The 15800-nt window shown below is 71.5% G+C and carries 13 protein-coding genes; 6 read left to right on the top strand and 7 right to left on the bottom strand.

Translation table 11 applies throughout. From position 1 onward, the window contains the following. A partial coding sequence (locus tag ACSDR0_RS03720; RefSeq protein WP_435287281.1) for an IS110 family transposase occupies window positions 1-545 on the bottom strand: 545 nt, incomplete at its 3' end. A gap of 543 nt (window positions 546-1088) precedes the next feature. On the opposite strand from ACSDR0_RS03720, the gene ACSDR0_RS03715 reads away from it, so the two are divergent. From ACSDR0_RS03715 to ACSDR0_RS03700, 4 genes are all read left to right on the top strand, one after another. Continuing rightward, entirely contained in the window at window positions 1089-2387 is a 1299-nt protein-coding gene (locus ACSDR0_RS03715; protein WP_435287280.1) for an aspartate aminotransferase family protein, read from the top strand. Further along, window positions 2384-3889, top strand: coding sequence for a CoA-acylating methylmalonate-semialdehyde dehydrogenase (locus ACSDR0_RS03710; RefSeq protein ID WP_435287279.1), 1506 nt, complete (start codon window positions 2384-2386; stop codon window positions 3887-3889). The genes ACSDR0_RS03715 and ACSDR0_RS03710 overlap by 4 nt, the downstream gene beginning before the upstream one ends. A 174-nt stretch (window positions 3890-4063) precedes the next feature. Beyond that, window positions 4064-5314, top strand: coding sequence for a hypothetical protein (locus ACSDR0_RS03705; RefSeq protein WP_435287278.1), 1251 nt, complete (start codon window positions 4064-4066; stop codon window positions 5312-5314). A gap of 199 nt (window positions 5315-5513) precedes the next feature. Then, window positions 5514-6740, top strand: a complete 1227-nt coding sequence (locus ACSDR0_RS03700) for a saccharopine dehydrogenase family protein (RefSeq protein WP_435287277.1) — start codon at window positions 5514-5516, stop codon at window positions 6738-6740. A 40-nt stretch (window positions 6741-6780) separates the two neighbouring features. Here the strand turns inward: ACSDR0_RS03700 and ACSDR0_RS03695 are convergent, their stop codons facing one another. The 4 genes from ACSDR0_RS03695 to gabT form a co-directional block, all read right to left on the bottom strand. Continuing rightward, window positions 6781-8034, bottom strand: coding sequence for an RNA polymerase sigma factor (locus tag ACSDR0_RS03695; protein ID WP_435287276.1), 1254 nt, complete (start codon window positions 8032-8034; stop codon window positions 6781-6783). Then, entirely contained in the window at window positions 8031-8384 is a 354-nt protein-coding gene (locus ACSDR0_RS03690; RefSeq protein ID WP_435287294.1) for a YciI family protein, read from the bottom strand. The genes ACSDR0_RS03695 and ACSDR0_RS03690 overlap by 4 nt, the downstream gene beginning before the upstream one ends. A gap of 375 nt (window positions 8385-8759) precedes the next feature. After that, window positions 8760-9002 (bottom strand): hypothetical protein, encoded by a 243-nt coding sequence (locus ACSDR0_RS03685; protein WP_435287275.1) that lies wholly within the window; start codon window positions 9000-9002, stop codon window positions 8760-8762. A 244-nt stretch (window positions 9003-9246) separates the two neighbouring features. Next, window positions 9247-10599, bottom strand: coding sequence for a 4-aminobutyrate--2-oxoglutarate transaminase (gene gabT / locus ACSDR0_RS03680; RefSeq protein WP_435287274.1), 1353 nt, complete (start codon window positions 10597-10599; stop codon window positions 9247-9249). A gap of 91 nt (window positions 10600-10690) precedes the next feature. Between gabT and ACSDR0_RS03675 the strand changes: the two genes are divergently transcribed. Then, complete coding sequence (locus ACSDR0_RS03675; protein WP_435287273.1) at window positions 10691-12157, top strand: PucR family transcriptional regulator; 1467 nt, start codon at window positions 10691-10693, stop codon at window positions 12155-12157. Window positions 12158-12329: 172 nt separating this feature from the next. On the opposite strand, the gene ACSDR0_RS03670 is transcribed toward ACSDR0_RS03675, so the two are convergent. Continuing rightward, window positions 12330-12965, bottom strand: a complete 636-nt coding sequence (locus tag ACSDR0_RS03670) for a TetR/AcrR family transcriptional regulator (protein WP_435287272.1) — start codon at window positions 12963-12965, stop codon at window positions 12330-12332. Between the two features lie 215 nt (window positions 12966-13180). On the opposite strand from ACSDR0_RS03670, the gene ACSDR0_RS03665 reads away from it, so the two are divergent. Continuing rightward, window positions 13181-14608, top strand: a complete 1428-nt coding sequence (locus ACSDR0_RS03665; protein ID WP_435287271.1) for an aldehyde dehydrogenase family protein — start codon at window positions 13181-13183, stop codon at window positions 14606-14608. A 35-nt stretch (window positions 14609-14643) separates the two neighbouring features. Here the strand turns inward: ACSDR0_RS03665 and ACSDR0_RS03660 are convergent, their stop codons facing one another. Further along, window positions 14644-15750, bottom strand: coding sequence for a trypsin-like serine peptidase (locus ACSDR0_RS03660; protein WP_435287270.1), 1107 nt, complete (start codon window positions 15748-15750; stop codon window positions 14644-14646). Window positions 15751-15800: the final 50 nt, after the last annotated feature.

The raw sequence follows: 15800 nt of genomic DNA, 5'->3' as shown, positions 1-15800 counted from the left end.
CCGGAGACGCCGAAGATGTCGCTGATCACGCTGGACAGTTTGATCTGGGCGTCTTCCAGCAGCTTTTCCACGCGCTGTTTTTCTCGGGTGCGTTCGCGCACCAGGCTGCGCCGATAGCGGGTCAGGTCGCGTAGCTGGCGGATCGGTTTGGGGTGGACCAGGCTGGGCCGGCACATGCCGCGTTCGACGACCTTGGCCAGCCAGACCGCGTCCAGCTTGTCGGTTTTCGGGCGGCCGGGGACGTTCTTGACGTGCTTGGCGTTCAGTAGCCAGCAGGTGAACCCTTCGGCTTCCAGCAGGTAGTAGACCGGCTTCCAGTAGTCGGAGGTGGCCTCCATCGCCACCAGGGTGACGGCTTGGCAGCGCAGCCAGTCGGCCAGGGCGAGCAGGGAGGCGGTCAGCGTGGTGTACTCGCGTACCTCTTGGCGGCGCCGTGCGGGTTTGTCGTCGTGGGGGACGCGCACGCACACCACCAGGCCGCTCTTGCCGATGTCGATCGCCGCGACCCGTTCCACCAACTCCAGTGGCTCATCGCTTTCCTGCACAGGTCTCCCTCGTCTCCTCCGTTGTGGGCAGGGGCGGTTGCCCGGGGAGCCGTAAGGGGAGATCAAGAGCCGGGCTCTCGTGCTCGAAGCGACAATTCAGGGCCCCTTGGGCGGCTCCCGGCGTCAGACTGAAAACCGGCCTCGACCAGGCACCAGGCGGACTCGACGTCGGCGGGCAACCACCCCCGATTTTCACGCCCGCAGGGCGTGCGCGCAGCCACATCAAAGACTGAAAACGCATTATCCATGTATTCCCGGTTGCTTTGATGGGAAATGTGGGCGATGCTGGATTCAGTACAGCCCCATGACCATCGAAGCCCGGGCGGGGAACCTGGGGGGTGCTCCGCCCGACCCTCCTGTGCGGCTTGCGCCATCCGTCGCGTGGCGCAAGCCGCACAGGCTCCGTCGCGTGGCGCAAGCCGCACAGGCTTCGTCACGGGGCGCGATCCTCGTCGGCGAGACCTGACACTGTGATGGGTTCGGCGGGAATATGCCGACATGTTGCAGGTGTGAGCGATGGCGTCGAGAGGCGATACTCGATGTATGTCGGACCTCCTCGCGCGCCATCGCGCGGTAATGCCAAACTGGCTGGCCCTTTACTACGACGAGCCCATCGAGATCGTTTCAGGCAAGGGCAACCGCGTCGTCGACGCGTCGGGCAAGAGCTATCTCGACTTCTTCGCGGGCATCCTGACCAACATGATCGGGTACGACGTGCCCGAGGTGCGCGAGGCCGTCGAGCGGCAGATCGCCACCGGTGTGGTGCACACCTCCACGGTCTACCTGCTGCGCGGCCAGGTCGAGCTGGCCGAGAAGATCGCCAGGCTCTCCGGCATCCCGGACGCGAAGGTCTTCTTCACCAACTCCGGCACCGAGGCCAACGAGACCGCGCTGCTGCTGGCGACCTACGCGCGCAGGTCCGACCAGGTGCTCGCCATGCGGCAGAGCTACCACGGACGCTCCTTCGGAGCGGTCAGCGTCACGAGCAACCGCGCGTGGAAGAACAACTCGCTGTCGCCGCTGAACGTGCACTTCCTGCACGGCGCCGACCGCCACCTCGCCCAGTTCCGCGGCCTCTCCGACGACGGCTACATCGCGGCCTGCGTCGACGACCTGCGCCACGTGCTCTCCACCGCCGTCTCCAGCGACGTGGCGGCGCTGATCGCCGAGCCGATCCAGGGGGTGGGCGGCTTCACCATGGCCCCCGACGGGCTGTTCGCCGCCTACAAGGAGGTCCTCGACGCCGAGGGCATCCTGTTCATCTCCGACGAGGTGCAGACCGGCTGGGGCCGTACCGGCTCGGCCTTCTTCGGCATCCAGAACCACGGCGTCACGCCCGACATGATGACCTTCGCCAAGGGGCTGGGCAACGGCTTCGCGGTGGGAGGCGTCGTCGCCCGCGGCGACCTGATGGACAACCTCCACGCCGTCGGGCTGGCCACCTTCGGCGGCAACCCGATCTCCATGGCCGCCGCCAACGCCACCCTGGACTACGTCCTCGACCGCGACCTGCAGGCGAACGCCGCCAGGACCGGCACCCTGATCATCGACGGGCTCCGCGAGGCGGCGCCGCGCCTGCCGATCGTCGGCGACGTCCGCGGCAAGGGCCTGATGTTCGCCGTCGAGCTGGTCGACCCGGCGACCGGCGAGCCCTCACCGGCCCTGGCCTCCCGTTTCATGGAGGAGACCAGGAAGTCCGGCCTGCTGGCGGGCAAGGGCGGCCTGAAGGGCAACGTGCTCCGCATGGCCCCGCCGCTCACCCTGACCCTCGACGAGGCCGCCGAGGGGCTCGGGATCATCGTCAGCGCACTCGAAACCATCAACGCCGAGGTCGTCTCGTGAAGAACGTCACCCACTGGATCGGCGGCGGCCCCGTCGAGGGCTCCGGCCGCACCTCGGAGATCTTCGACCCCGCGACCGGGAAGGTCGCCGGGCGGGTCCACCTCGCGTCCGTGGACGAGGTCGACGCGGCCGTGGCCGCCGCCGTCGCGGCGTTCCCCGCCTGGCGGGACTCCTCGCTGGTCAAGCGCTCGCAGGTGCTGTTCCGCTTCCGCGAGCTGATGTATGCCAACCGTGACGAGCTCGCCCGGCTGATCTCGTCCGAGCACGGCAAGGTGCACTCCGACGCGCTGGGCGAGGTGGCCCGGGGCCTGGAGGTCGTGGAGTTCGCCTGTGGCATCCCGCACCTGCTCAAGGGCGGTTTCTCCGAGGGCGTCTCGACCCGGGTCGACTCCTACTCGATCCGGCAGCCGCTGGGCGTCGTCGCAGGGATCACCCCGTTCAACTTCCCGGCCATGGTGCCGATGTGGATGTTCCCGATCGCGATCGCCGCGGGCAACGCCTTCATCCTCAAGCCCTCGGAGAAGGACCCCTCCGCGTCGCTGCTGATGGCCTCGCTCTGGAAGGAGGCCGGGCTGCCCGACGGCGTCTTCGGCGTCGTCCAGGGCGACAAGGTCGCGGTGGACCGGCTGCTGGAGCACCCGGACGTGCGCGCGGTCTCGTTCGTCGGCTCCACCCCCATCGCCAGGTACGTCTACGAGACCGGCACCTCCCACGGCAAGCGGGTCCAGGCGCTGGGCGGGGCCAAGAACCACATGCTGGTCCTGCCCGACGCCGACCTCGACCTGGTCGCCGACGCCGCGGTGTCGGCCGGCTTCGGCTCGGCGGGCGAGCGCTGCATGGCGATCTCCGTCGTGCTCGCCGTGGACCCGGTCGGCGACGAGCTGGTCGACAAGATCGTCTCCCGGGTCTCCGCGCTGACCGTCGGCCCCGGCGACGACCCGTCCTCCCAGATGGGCCCGCTCGTCACCGAGGCGCACCGCGACAAGGTCGTCTCCTACCTCGACCTGGGCGTCTCCGAGGGCGCCAAACTCGTCGTGGACGGCCGCCTGACCCCCGTCCTGGGCGGCGCCACCGCCCAGGAGGCCCCCGGCTTCTGGCTGGGCCCCACGGTCCTGGACCACGTGCCCGCCGGCTCCCGGGTCCACCGCGAGGAGATCTTCGGCCCGGTCCTGGCGATCGTCCGCGTCTCCTCCTACGAGGAGGGCCTGGAGCTGATCAACGCCGGCGAGTACGGCAACGGCACCGCGCTCTTCACCAACGACGGCGGCGCGGCCCGGCGCTTCCAGAACGAGGTGGAGGTCGGCATGATCGGCATCAACGTGCCGATCCCGGTGCCGATGGCCTTCTACAGCTTCGGTGGCTGGAAGGCCTCGCTCTTCGGCGACACCCATGTCCACGGGACCGAGGGCGTGCACTTCTACACCCGGGGCAAGGTCATCACCTCCCGCTGGCTCGACCCGAGCCACGGCGGCGTCAACCTCGGCTTCCCCACCAACGGGTAGCCTTCGGCCCGCGAGGCCCGCGCCCCTCCTGCCGGGGCGCGGGCCTCGCGTATTCTCCGGCGTGTCCGGTTCCCTTGGCGCGGCGTGCGGACGCCGCGCGTCCGCCGGGCCCCGGGGCGGGTGCGGGCCGGTAGGCTCCCGGGCAGGTCGGTGGCGACGTCGGGAGGAAACCTCGTGGGCCTCGTGGGCAGGGACAGGCTCCGCCGAGCGCGTCTCGGAGCGCTGCTGGGAGTGGGCGGGCTGGCGCTCGCCGCCTGCGCCCAGGCGGGAGCCGCGAGCGCGGCGAGGCCGGTGCGCGGCCCCTCTCCCTCCGCCACCACGCCCGTGACCCCCGCCGTGACACCCACCTCCGGTCCCGGCGCGACCCCCGCGGCCACCCCCGTCCCGACGCCGTCGGCGTCCATCGGCAAGGGGGAGGGCACGCTCCGGGTGCTCACCTTCCAGGGCTACGTCGAATACGGCGGGACCAGCTCGCGGGTCAACTGGCTCGCGCCCTTCGAACGGGAGACCGGCTGCGTGGTCAAGCTCGACCAGGTCCGTACGAGCGAGGAGATGGCCACCAGGTTCGCCGCCGGCGCCTACGACGCCGTCTCGCCCGCGCCCGACCTGGCCGGGCTGCTGGTGGAGCAGGGGAAGGTGGCGCCGCTCGACACGGCGCTGGTCGAGGACTACCGGCGGATCCCCAAGCGCCTGCGCGAGCTGCCCGGACTGCGCGAGGACGGCAGGGTCTACGGCATCCCTTACCTGTGGGGGGTCAACCAGGTGGTCTACGAGGGGGACAGGCCCGAGGGGCCGTCGGCGCTGTACGGGGCGTCTCCGGCGGCGATCAGGAACAGCCCGCTGAGCATCGCCGACGCCGCGCTCGCCGTCGGCGCGACGCGTCCGGAGCTGGAGACCGACGACCCGTTCCAGCTCACCTCCGCCCAGCTCGACGCCGCCGTGAAGCTCGTCGCCGAGAACGACGGCCCCGACCGGGTTTACTGGGACGGCGCGCTCGACCTGGTCAGGGCCCTGTCGACGGGGCCGGTGCGGATCGCCCAGGCCCTCCCGTACCACCTGGACCTCTTCCGGCGCGCGGACCGGCCGGTGAAGGCGCTGAAGGGGGTGCCGACGACCGGGTGGGTCGACTCGTGGATGCTCGCGGCCAGGCCCGCCAGCCCGAACTGCGCCTACCGGTGGCTGAACTGGGTGAGTTCGGCGCCGGCGCAGCGCCCCGCCGCGGCCTGGACCGGGCTCGCCCCGGCCAACCCGGAGGCGTGCGGCGGGAACGCCCGCCGGATGTGCGAGGTCTACCGCGTGGGTGACGGCCGCGGGCTGCGCGACGTCTTCTTCGCCACCCGCCCGACGCGCGACTGCGGGGGCCGGGGCGGGGAATGCGCCGACTACACCGACTGGGCGGAGCGCTGGAAGCAGCTCGTGAAGTGACCGGCCGCCTTCCGGCCCCGGCCTGACGGGCCGCGGGGCCCGCCCCTTCCTCGTGGGGGCGCTCTTCATCCTGCATGCCCGTATAACTCGCGTATCGCCACGCTTTTCGTTGCCATGATCACCTTTGACGATGGATTCGGTGGGAAAATCATGGCCTCTCTATCGACTGGTTGACCAGTCAGTGGGTAGGGTGGTCGCCATGAGAATCCTTCTTGTTGGAGCCGGCGGCGTCGGTTCCGCCGTCGTGCCGATCGCCGCGCGCCGAGATTTCTTCGAACACATCGTGGTCGCCGACTCCCAACAGGACCGGGCCGCCGCCGTCGTGGCCAAGATCGCCGACCCGCGCTTCAGCGCCATCGGATTGGACGCCTCCGACCGGGGGGCGGTCGAGGCCGCCCTCGCCGAGCACCGCTGTGACGTGCTCTTCAACGCGGTGGACCCCCGCTTCACCATGTCCCTGTTCGAGGCGGCGCTCAACGCCGGGGCCCACTACCTCGACATGGCGATGTCGCTGTCACGGCCCCACCCCCGCAGGCCGTACGAGCTGACCGGGGTGAAGCTCGGCGACGAGCAGTTCGCCCTCGCCGAGGCCTGGCGGGAAAAGGGCGGGCTGGCGCTGGTCGGCATGGGCGTGGAGCCGGGGCTGGCCGACGTGTTCGCGCGCTACGCCTCCGAGCACCTGTTCGAGAGCATCGAGGAGATCGGCATCCGCGACGGCTCCAACCTGGTGGTCGACGGCTACGATTTCGCGCCGACGTTCTCCATCTGGACGACCATCGAGGAGTGCCTCAACCCGCCGGTGATCTGGGAGAACGGTGACTGGCACACCACCGAGCCGTTCAGCGAGCCCGAGATGTTCGACTTCCCCGAGGGGATCGGGCCCGTCGAGTGCGTCAACGTCGAGCACGAGGAGGTGCTCCTCGTGCCCCGCTACATCGACGCCAAGCGGGTGACGTTCAAGTACGGCCTGGGCGAGGAGTTCATCGGGGTCCTGAAGACCCTGCACAAGCTCGGCCTGGACAGCGCGGACAAGATCAAGGTGGGTGGCGTCGAGGCCTCGCCGCGCGACATGGTCGCGGCCAGCCTGCCCGACCCGGCCACGCTCGGCGACCGGATGCGGGGCAAGACCTGCGCCGGGACCTGGGTGAAGGGCGTGGGCAAGGACGGCGAGCCGCGCGAGGTCTACCTCTACCACGTGGTCGACAACGAGTGGTCGATGCGGGAGTACGGCTGCCAGGCCGTGGTCTGGCAGACGGCCGTGCACCCGGTGGTCGCCCTGGAGCTGCTGGCCACCGGTGCCTGGTCGGGCAGCGGGGTGCTCGGCCCCGAGGCGTTCGACGCGGTGCCCTTCCTGGAGCTGCTCAACGCCTACGGCTCGCCGTGGGGCATGCGCGAGGAGACCACCAAGGCGCTCCTGTCGGCCTGACATCCGTGGGCTTACTTCGTAAAGGTCGTCCGGGGGCCGTTCAGGGCTCCGGACGCGCGAGCCGGGCGGCCCGGCCCTCCAGATAGCGCTGCTCGGGGAGGCTGGTGGTGCGGCGCGCGGCCTCCCGGTAGCCGGCGCGGGCGGCCTCGCGGTCGCCGGCCGTCTCCAGCAGGTGTGCGCGCACCGCGTGCAGGCGGTGGTGCCCGGCCATCCTGTCGTCGGCCTCCAGGGTCTTGAGCAGGTCGAGCCCGGCCCCCGGGCCCTCCACCATCGCGAGCGCGACGGCGTGGTTGAGCGTGACCATCGGATTGGGGGCCAGACGTTCGAGCAGCCTGTACAGCGCGACGATCTGCGGCCAGTCCGTCTCCTGCGCGCGCGCCGCCTCGGCGTGCACCGCGGCGATCGCCGCCTGGAGCTGGTACGGGCCGAGCGGGGCCCGTGCCAGCGCGCCGGTGATGAGCGCCACCCCCTCGGCGACGGACTCCCCGCTCCACAGGCTCCGGTCCTGCTCGGCGAGCGGTACGAGCGCGCCACCCGGCCCGGTGCGTGCCGGCCGCCGGGCGTCGGTGAGCACCATGAGGGCGAGCAGCCCGGTCACCTCGCCGTCGTCGGGCAGCAGCCCGTGGACCGCGCGGGTGAGCCTGATCGCCTCGCCGGTCAGCTCGCGGCGCTGCAGGTCCGGGCCCGAGGTGGTCGTGTAACCCTCGTTGAAGATCAGGTACAGCACGTGCAGGACCACCCGCAGCCGCTCGGCCCGCTCGGGCTCGGGAGGCGGTGCGAAGGGGATGCCGGTGCTCTTGATCCGCTGCTTGGTCCGGCTGATGCGCTGGGCCATGGTCGCCTCGGGGACGAGGAACGCGTGGGCGATCTGCGCGGTGGTCAGGCCGCCGACGGCCCGCAGGGTGAGCGCGACCTGTGAGGCGGGGGTCAGGGCGGGGTGGCAGCACATGAACAGCAGGGTCAGGGTGTCGTCCTGCCCGCCGGTGGGCTCGGCGTCGGCGGCGGGCGACAGGAACTCGTCGGCGGGCGCCCGCGCCGCGAGCATGCTCTCCCTGCGGTTGCGCGCGTACTCGCTGCGCAGCTCGTCGGTGAGCCTGCGGGAGGCGACCGTGATCAGCCAGCCTCGGGGATTGTCCGGCGTGCCCTGCTCGGGCCACTGCAGCGCGGCGGCCAGCAGCGCCTCCTGTACCGCGTCCTCGCACGCGTCGAAGTGCCCGTGGCGCCGGACGAGCACGCCGAGGACCTGCGGCGCCAGCTCGCGCAGCAGGTCCTCGGCCCCGGTGGAAGAGGTCACGCCTCGGTGCCGGTGGCGTCCATGAGCGGCCGTACCTCCATCGCGCACAGCCGGGCGTCCGGCCAGCGCGCGGCGATCTCGACCGCCCGTTCGGGGGTCTCGCAGTCGATCACGCAGTATCCGGCCAGGTGCTCCTTGGCCTCGAGGAAGGGCCCGTCCGTGGTCGCGGGGACGCCGTCGCGCACCTTCACGGTTTTGGTCTGCGACGGGTGGGCCAGGGCCTCCCCGCCGACCCACTCCCCGGAGTCGGTGAGTTCCTTCATGAGGGCCCCGGCCTCGCCCATCAGGCCGTTGAGCTCCTCCGTGGACAGGGTCTCCCAGGTCGCGGGGTTGCTGTAGATCAGCAGCATGTACTTCACGGTCTCGCTCCTCGTGCTCGCGGCGCCCGGTGCGGGCCCCTCTCACAGGCAGGTCGGAGCGGGGTGCCCGGTCTCGACATCCGTTCGCGCAGGAGAGGCGGTTCTCGCCTTCCGGGGCGCGGGCGCCGCCCCGGCCGTACGGCGGTTCGATCCCGTGCGTGCGGGCGCGCTCCGATGTTCCGGTGATTCGGTGGTTCGGTGGTTCGGTGGTTCGGTGTGAAGAAACTACCGGAGTGGCCGTTTTGGGGGAGTCGCTTCGGAGGGGCTGCCGGGTGAGCCGGTTCCGGTGGCCGGCGCGGGGCCCGTGGGCCCGCACCGGCGGTCCGGGAGGTCGGGGAGGAAGGTCGGGGAGGTCGGGAAGAGGGCTCAGGAGAAGGCCACGCGCCTGGGAAAGGAGCGGGTGTCGTCCTGCTGCGGCAGCAGCGCGTCGGCGCACTCCGGGCAGGCGAAAAGGGCTGTGCCGTCGGGAAGGCGGCCGATCTTGATTCGCGGGCGGGGCCACTTCTTGTGGCAGGCCACGCAGGCGTCGCCCTCACGCTGGGTGCGGGTCAGCCCCTCTGGATCGAAGGTCGTCGTGACGTGTGCCGTTCTGGGCGGCCCCCAGTTCATCTAAATACCTCCGGCGTGGAGACTCCTTGTTTTGTCCCGTGGCTCGGCCGCGGGGAGGACGTCGACACGTTTCCTGTCTTGATCGCGCACTTTCATATCGGAACCGTTATAACGCGGTCACGGCCCGTGATCGCTGTGGCGGATGTCAAGCGGTGGTTAAATCACGGCCTACATGCGGGCCGCATAACGGCAAAAGGGACACTCAGCATCAAGCCGGGTGCCCCTTTTGGTGCGTTCTAAACGATCAGAGCTCGCTTACGGCCTTCTCCAGGATCGCGAGCCCCTCCTCCAGGAGGTGGTCGGGGATGACCAGCGGCGGCAGGAAACGCAGCACGTTGCCGTAGGTGCCCGCGGTCAGCACGACCAGGCCCTCGGCGTGGCACCTCCTGGCGATCTCGCCCGCCGCCGTGGGGTGCGGCTCCTTGGTGCCGGGGACGACCAGCTCGATGGCGATCATGGCGCCCCGGCCGCGCACGTCGCCGATCACCGGATTCCCCTCCGCCATGGCGCGGAGCCGGGGAAGCATGGTCTCGCCGATGCGGCGGGCCTTCCCGGTCAGGTCGTCGGCCTCGATGGTCTCCATCACGCCCAGCGCCGCCTCGCAGGCGAGCGGGTTGCCACCGTAGGTGCCGCCCAGCCCGCCCACGTGGACCCGGTCCAGGATCTCGGCGCGGCCGGTGACGGCGGCCAGCGGCAGGCCGCCCGCGATGCCCTTGGCGGTGACGATGATGTCGGGCACGATGCCCTCGTCCTCGCAGGCGAACAGGTGGCCGGTGCGGGAGAAGCCGGTCTGGACCTCGTCGGCGACGAAGACGATGCCGTTGTCGCGGCAGAACTCCAGGATCCTCGGCATGAAGCCCCTGGCGGGCTCGATGAAGCCGCCCTCGCCCGAGATCGGCTCGATCACCACGGCGGCGACGTTCTCGGCGCCGATCTCCTTGGTGATCTGGTCGATCGCCTGGGCGGCGGCCTCCTCGGCGCAGTTCTCCGGGCCGGTGGGCCAGCGGAACGGGTAGGCCAGCGGCACCCGGTAGACCTCGGGGGCGAACGGGCCGAAGCCGTGCTTGTACGGCATGTTCTTGGCCGTCAGCGTCATCGTGAGCAGGGTCCGGCCGTGGTAGCCGTGCTCGAAGACGACGACCGCCTGGCGGCCGGTGGCGTGGCGGGCCACCTTGACCGCGTTCTCCACGGCCTCGGCGCCGCTGTTGAGCAGGAAGGTGCGCTTCTCGTGGTCGCCGGGGGTGATCTCGTTGAGCTTCTCGGCGACCCGCACGTACGACTCGTACGGCGTGACCATGAAGCAGGTGTGGGTGAAGTCCGCCACCTGCCTGCGCACCCGCTCGACGACGCGGGGGGCGGAGTTGCCGACACCGGTCACCGCGATGCCGGACCCGAAGTCGATCAGCGAGTTGCCGTCGGCGTCGACCACGACACCGCCCCCGGCGTGCGTCACGAAGACGGGCAGCGTGGTGCCGATGCCCGGAGGCACGGCGGCCTGCTTGCGCGCGAGCAGCTCGCGGGACTTCGGGCCGGGAATCTCGGTGATGAGGCGGCGCTTCTGCGGAAGCGAGGGGCCGCCCTCGGTGACGGTGCTCATGATGTGAAGCTATGTCGCGAATGCCGGTGTGCCGATGATGCACTATGGCAAAATTGCAGGGAGCAGAATAGACATAACGTATAAAACGGGGGTGGTTGTGGCGCCGACGCTAAGCACCGTCGTACGACGGCTGCCGCTCGGGCTCACCGTGCTCGCCGGGAGAGAGGCGCTCGACCGGCTGGTGCGCTGGGTGGCGGTCAGCGAGCTGGAGGATCCCACCCCCTTCCTCGAGGGCGGCGAGCTGGTCCTGACCACGGGCATGCGCCTGGACGCCCGCAACGCCGGTGTTTACGTCGAGCGCCTGGTCGGCAGGGGGGTCGCCGGGCTCGGGTTCGGCGTCGGGCTCGGGCACGAGACGATTCCCGAGGCGCTGGTCGAGGCCGCCGCGCGGGCCGGGCTGCCGCTGGTCGAGGTGCCGCGCGACACCCCGTTCGTCGCCATCGGCAAGACGGTCAGCGAGCTGATCGCCGCCGAGCAGTACGACGAGCTCAGCAGGGCCTTCGCCGCCCAGGGCCGCCTCACCCGCGCCGCGCTGCGCCCGGAGGGCCCCCGCGCGGTGATCGACCGCCTGGCCCGCGAGCTGGGCGGCTGGGCGATCCTGCTCGACGAGGCAGGGGCCGTACGGCACATGGCGGGCAGGGGCGCGGCGGCGGCCGCCGGCGACCTCGGCCCCGAGCTGGAGCGGCTGAGAAGGATCACGAGCCGGGGCGCTCCCGCGAGCGTGGCCCTCTCCTCGCCCGACGAGCACGTCATCGTGCGGCCGCTCGGGGCCCGCCGCGTCAGGGGATTTCTCGCCGTCGGCATCGGCCGGTCCTTCACCCCGGTCGCGCACACCGTGGTCAACGCCGCCGCCTCCCTGCTGACGCTCGCCGTCGAGCACGGCGGGGAGTACCTGGCCGCCGAGCGCCGGGTCCGCTCCGCCGTGCTGCGGCTGCTGCTGGCCGGGCAGGTGGACGCCGGGTGCGAGACGCTGGAGCGGCTGGGGGAGCGGCTTGACGGCGAGCCGCTGGTCGCGGTCGCCTGCGCCGGTGAGCCGGAGGCGGTGCTGGAGGCCGCCGGGAGCGAGTTCGCGGCGGCCGACGGCGACAGGGTGGTCCTGCTGGTCCCGGTCTCGCGGGCCGGTGCCGTGGCCGCGGCGCTCGGCGAGCACGGCCCCGTCGGGGTCGGCGATCCGGCGGGTCTCGGTGACCTGCGCGCGGGGCTCGACCAGGCGGACCAGGCGCTCGCCGCGGCCAGGCGCGGTGGCGCGCGGGTGGTGCGCTTCGCCGACCTGGCGGGCCAGGGACTGCTCGCCCTGCTCGACCCCGACGTGGCGGAGGCGTTCTCCTCGGCGCTGCTCGCCCCGCTCAGGGAGTACGGCTCGCGCGCGGACCTGCTGGGGTCCCTGCGCGCGTACCTGGACTGCAACGGTCACTGGGACGCGGCGGCGCAGCGGCTGGGGGTGCACCGCCACACCCTGCGCTATCGCATGCGCCGGGTCGCGGAGCTGGTCGGCCGTGACCTTGAGGATCCCGCCGTCCGCGCCGAACTCTGGGTCGCCCTGGCCGTCGCCAGGTGACGGCCGGGCTCCCGGGGGCTCGGGCGGCGAGACCGGGGCCGGGGGTTCCGGGACGGGAGACCGGGGCCGGGGGCCGGGATCGGGGGACCGGTGGCGGGGGTTCCGCTGGAGGGCGCCGTCGGAGTGGGGGTGCCGTCGAAGTGGGGGCGGCGGTCCCGTCCGGAGGGCGCCGTCAGGATCGGTCGCGGTCGACGACCAGGTAGCGGGAGATGACGGCGTAGGTGACCGTGTCGTAGGTGCTGCTGTCGCGCAGGTGCCCGGCACGTTCCAGGCTGATCGCGCCCTGGGCCGCGGCCCACACGGCGTCGGCGATCTTCCTGGGCTGGGTGGGCACGATGTATCCGGCCGAGATGCAGTCGGCGATCACCCGGTCGACGATGTTCAGCGCCGCGCGGGCGAGGGTCCTGGCCCGCTCGCTCGGCATGAAGCCGGGGATCGCCCGCTCGAACATCAGGGCGTAGTAGCCGGGCTCGTCCAGCGCGGCCTCCCGGTAGGCGGGGCCCAGCGCGATGAGGTGCTCCAGGGCGTCCTTGCGCGAGGGCACGGCCTCCAGGCGGCGCCGGAAGCGCTCGAAGCCCTCCAGGTACAGCGCCTCGGCCAGGCCCTCCTTGCTGCCGAACATGGTGTAGATGACGGTCGTCGAGCATCCCGCCTCGGTGGCGATGCGGCGCATCGACAGGCTCTCGGGCCCGATGGTGACCAGCAGCTGGCTGGCGACGTCGAGCAGCCTGCCACGGAGCTCGTCCTGGGATGCCCGCTCACCCACCAGATAGGCACCCTGAAGGCCGCGCGGCGCCGAGGAGGTCATGCGCCCACGCCCTTCCACTCTGATCGTCCATCCGGTGACTTAGCCACGGTGCGGATCATTCAAACCGGCACCTTGTAAGGAATATCCCCGAATACCCCTGTTTTCGTTACAGGGGAGGGTGTGAGCGGGCTTTATGCGGAACGGCGTACCGATTTGGGGCTGTTGTGCGGAGTGGAGTAAGGCCGCTCCCGCGCCGGTGACATAGCGTCGGGGGTATGGACGTGCGCCCCTTCTGGCTCGCCGGACGCCCCGCCACGGGCGAGAGCGAGCTCACCGTGACCAACCCACATGACGGCCGTGTCGTCGCCGTCTGCTCCGTGCCGACCGCGGGCCAGGTCGAGGAGGCCGTCGCCGCCGCGGCGGCCGTGCGGAAACAGGCGGCCGCGCTCCCGATCCACGTGCGGGCCGAGGCCCTCGCGCACGTCTCGCGCCGCCTGGCCGAGCGCGCCGACGAGATCGCCGCCCTGATCACCGCCGAGAACGGCAAACCGATCTTCTGGGCCCGCGGCGAGGTCGGCCGCGCGGTCTCCACCTTCAGGTTCGCGGCCGAGGAGACCCGCCGCCTGGGCGGCGAGACCGTGCGCCTGGACACCGAGGCCGCCTCCGCCGGTCGCCTCGCCTACGTCTCGCGGGTCCCGCACGGCCCGATCCTGGGCATCAGCCCGTTCAACTTCCCGCTCAACCTGGTGGCGCACAAGGTGGCCCCCGCCATCGCCGTCGGTGCCCCGATCGTCCTCAAGCCCGCCCCGGCGACGCCGGTCTCCTCGCTCGTCCTGGGCGAGATCTTGGCCGAGACCGACCTGCCCGAGGGCATGTTCTCCGTGCTCCCCGTGCCCAACGACCGCGCCGGCGCGCTGGTCGAGGACCCGCGCCTGCCGGTCGTCTCCTTCACGGGGTCGGCCCCCGTGGGGTACGCGATCATCGACCGGGTCCCGCGCAAGCACGTGACCCTGGAGCTCGGCGGCAACGCCGCGGCGGTCGTGCTCGCCGACGCCGACCTCGACTGGGCCGCCTCGCGGATCGCGCTGTTCTCCAACTACCAGGCCGGTCAGAGCTGCATCGCCGTCCAGCGGGTGATCGTCGAGGAGTCGGTCCACGACGACTTCGTGGCCCGGCTCGTCCCGGCCGTCGAGGCCCTGGTCACCGGCGACCCCGCCGACGAGAAGACGCAGGTCGGGCCGCTCGTGTCGGCCGAGGCCGCCGAGCGCGTGGAGCGGTGGGTCGGCGAGGCCGTCTCGGCGGGCGCCCGCTTGCTGACCGGCGGCACCCGCGAGGGCGCCACCTTCGCGCCGACCGTGCTCGCCGACGTACCGGCCGACGCCAAGGTCTCCCGCGAGGAGGTCTTCGGCCCCGTGATGGTCGTCCAGAAGGTGTCCGGGGTGGACGAGGCGTTCGCCGCGGTCAACGACTCCAGGTACGGGCTGCAGGCCGGGGTGTTCACCCGCAGCCTCGACAACGCCTTCCGGGCCAACCGCGAGCTCGAGGTCGGCGGTGTGATCATCGGTGACGTGCCGTCGTATCGCGCCGACCAGATGCCCTACGGAGGGGTCAAGGACTCCGGCGTCGGCCGCGAGGGTCTTCGCTCGGCCATCGCCGACTTCACCTACGAGAAGGTCATGGTCCTCACCGGCCTGACCCTCTGAACCGGCAGCGGGTCAGGGACGCCTCCGCGCCGGTGTCACGACGCGGAGGCCGTGGTGTAGAGGGCCCTGGCGGAGTCGCCGAAGTAGGGGCCGTACATGGTGCGGCGGTCGTCGCTGTACTTGAAACTGCTGACCGAGACGATCGTGCCCCGGCCGGTGGAGGCGTCGAAGCCGCTCAGCCAGGGGCCGCCGCTGGATCCGGCGGTCATGTCGCAGCGCATGCCCTGGTCGCCGGTCTGCCCGTTCGGGTCGTCGCGGAGCGGGCCCGCGCAGTAGACCAGGTGCTCGCCGTCGTAGGGCGCGTCGGCGGGGAAGCCGAAGCCGCTGGCGTGGCGTCCCCGGGGAGCGCCGAAGGCGATGTCCTGGCCGCCGACGACGTCGCCGAGGTGCCTGCCGCCGCTGGTGCCGACCGCCACCATGCCGATGTCGTGGCTGTCGTCGCCCTCGCGTGACCAGGGGCCCGCGACGAACATGCGGCGCGCGGTGTACTGCCCGTACGGGCGGCGGCCCTGGCTGTAGCCGGGGACGAAGGTCCAGTTGTCGGCCCAGGCGCCGGTGCCGTCCTTGACGCAGTGGCCGGCGGTCACCACCAGGTCCTTGCTGGCGCTCCTGACCGAGCTCGCCGAGCACACGAAGTCGCTGCCCTTGATGGTCAGGAACACCCGTCCCGTGGTGCGCCCCACCGCCCCGCCGGAGGTCCAGCGGGCGCCCGCGGTGCGGGACGCGGCGCCCTGCGGGCTCCGGCGGGGGGTCACCCCCTGCCCGGCGGCGGAGAGCCGCCTGAGCACCCCGGTGACCTTGGCGAGCCGGTCGATGGGAAGCGCCGAGGCCATCCGGCGGGGGGTCCAGTAGCCGAGCACGCGCTCCCGCTCCGACGCGGTGGGAGCGGTCGCGTGCTCGACGACGTCCGGTATGCCGGTCGCCGCGACTGTCGCGGTCTTCCCGGTTTTCCCGGTTGTTTGAGTTTTCCCGGTTGTTTCGGTCGTTTCGGTTTTTTCGGTGAAGGGCTGGACGGGGGTCTTCGCGGCCCGCCGCCCGGACTCGGTGGCCGTCTGCCGGATGGCCGTCGCGCCGGTCGTCGGGGCGATCAGCAGCCCGGCGACGAGTGAGGCGGCCGCAAGCAGGGGGAGGCTTGAGGTCATGAAACCCGAGTTTGCACTACGTGTGGTGTTGTTGTGATTACTTTTGGTGA

The organism is Streptosporangium sp. G11 (genome assembly GCF_051192615.1).
GTDB lineage: Bacteria > Actinomycetota > Actinomycetes > Streptosporangiales > Streptosporangiaceae > Streptosporangium.
The sequence above is the reverse complement of the archived record's forward strand: the minus strand, read 5'-3'. Positions and strand labels throughout refer to the sequence as shown.

Bases quoted from the DNA above. Each gene is read 5' to 3' on its own strand.
- ACSDR0_RS03660 (WP_435287270.1), bottom strand. From the start codon at position 15,750: ATGACCTCAAGCCTCCCCCTGCTTGCGGCCGCCTCACTCGTCGCCGGG.
- ACSDR0_RS03700 (WP_435287277.1), top strand. From the start codon at position 5,514: ATGAGAATCCTTCTTGTTGGAGCCGGCGGCGTCGGTTCCGCCGTCGTG.
- ACSDR0_RS03690 (WP_435287294.1), bottom strand. From the start codon at position 8,384: ATGCTGCTGATCTACAGCAACCCCGCGACCTGGGAGACCCTGTCCACG.
- ACSDR0_RS03715 (WP_435287280.1), top strand. From the start codon at position 1,089: ATGTCGGACCTCCTCGCGCGCCATCGCGCGGTAATGCCAAACTGGCTG.
- ACSDR0_RS03670 (WP_435287272.1), bottom strand. From the start codon at position 12,965: ATGACCTCCTCGGCGCCGCGCGGCCTTCAGGGTGCCTATCTGGTGGGT.
- ACSDR0_RS03685 (WP_435287275.1), bottom strand. From the start codon at position 9,002: ATGAACTGGGGGCCGCCCAGAACGGCACACGTCACGACGACCTTCGAT.
- gabT (WP_435287274.1), bottom strand. From the start codon at position 10,599: ATGAGCACCGTCACCGAGGGCGGCCCCTCGCTTCCGCAGAAGCGCCGC.
- ACSDR0_RS03665 (WP_435287271.1), top strand. From the start codon at position 13,181: ATGGACGTGCGCCCCTTCTGGCTCGCCGGACGCCCCGCCACGGGCGAG.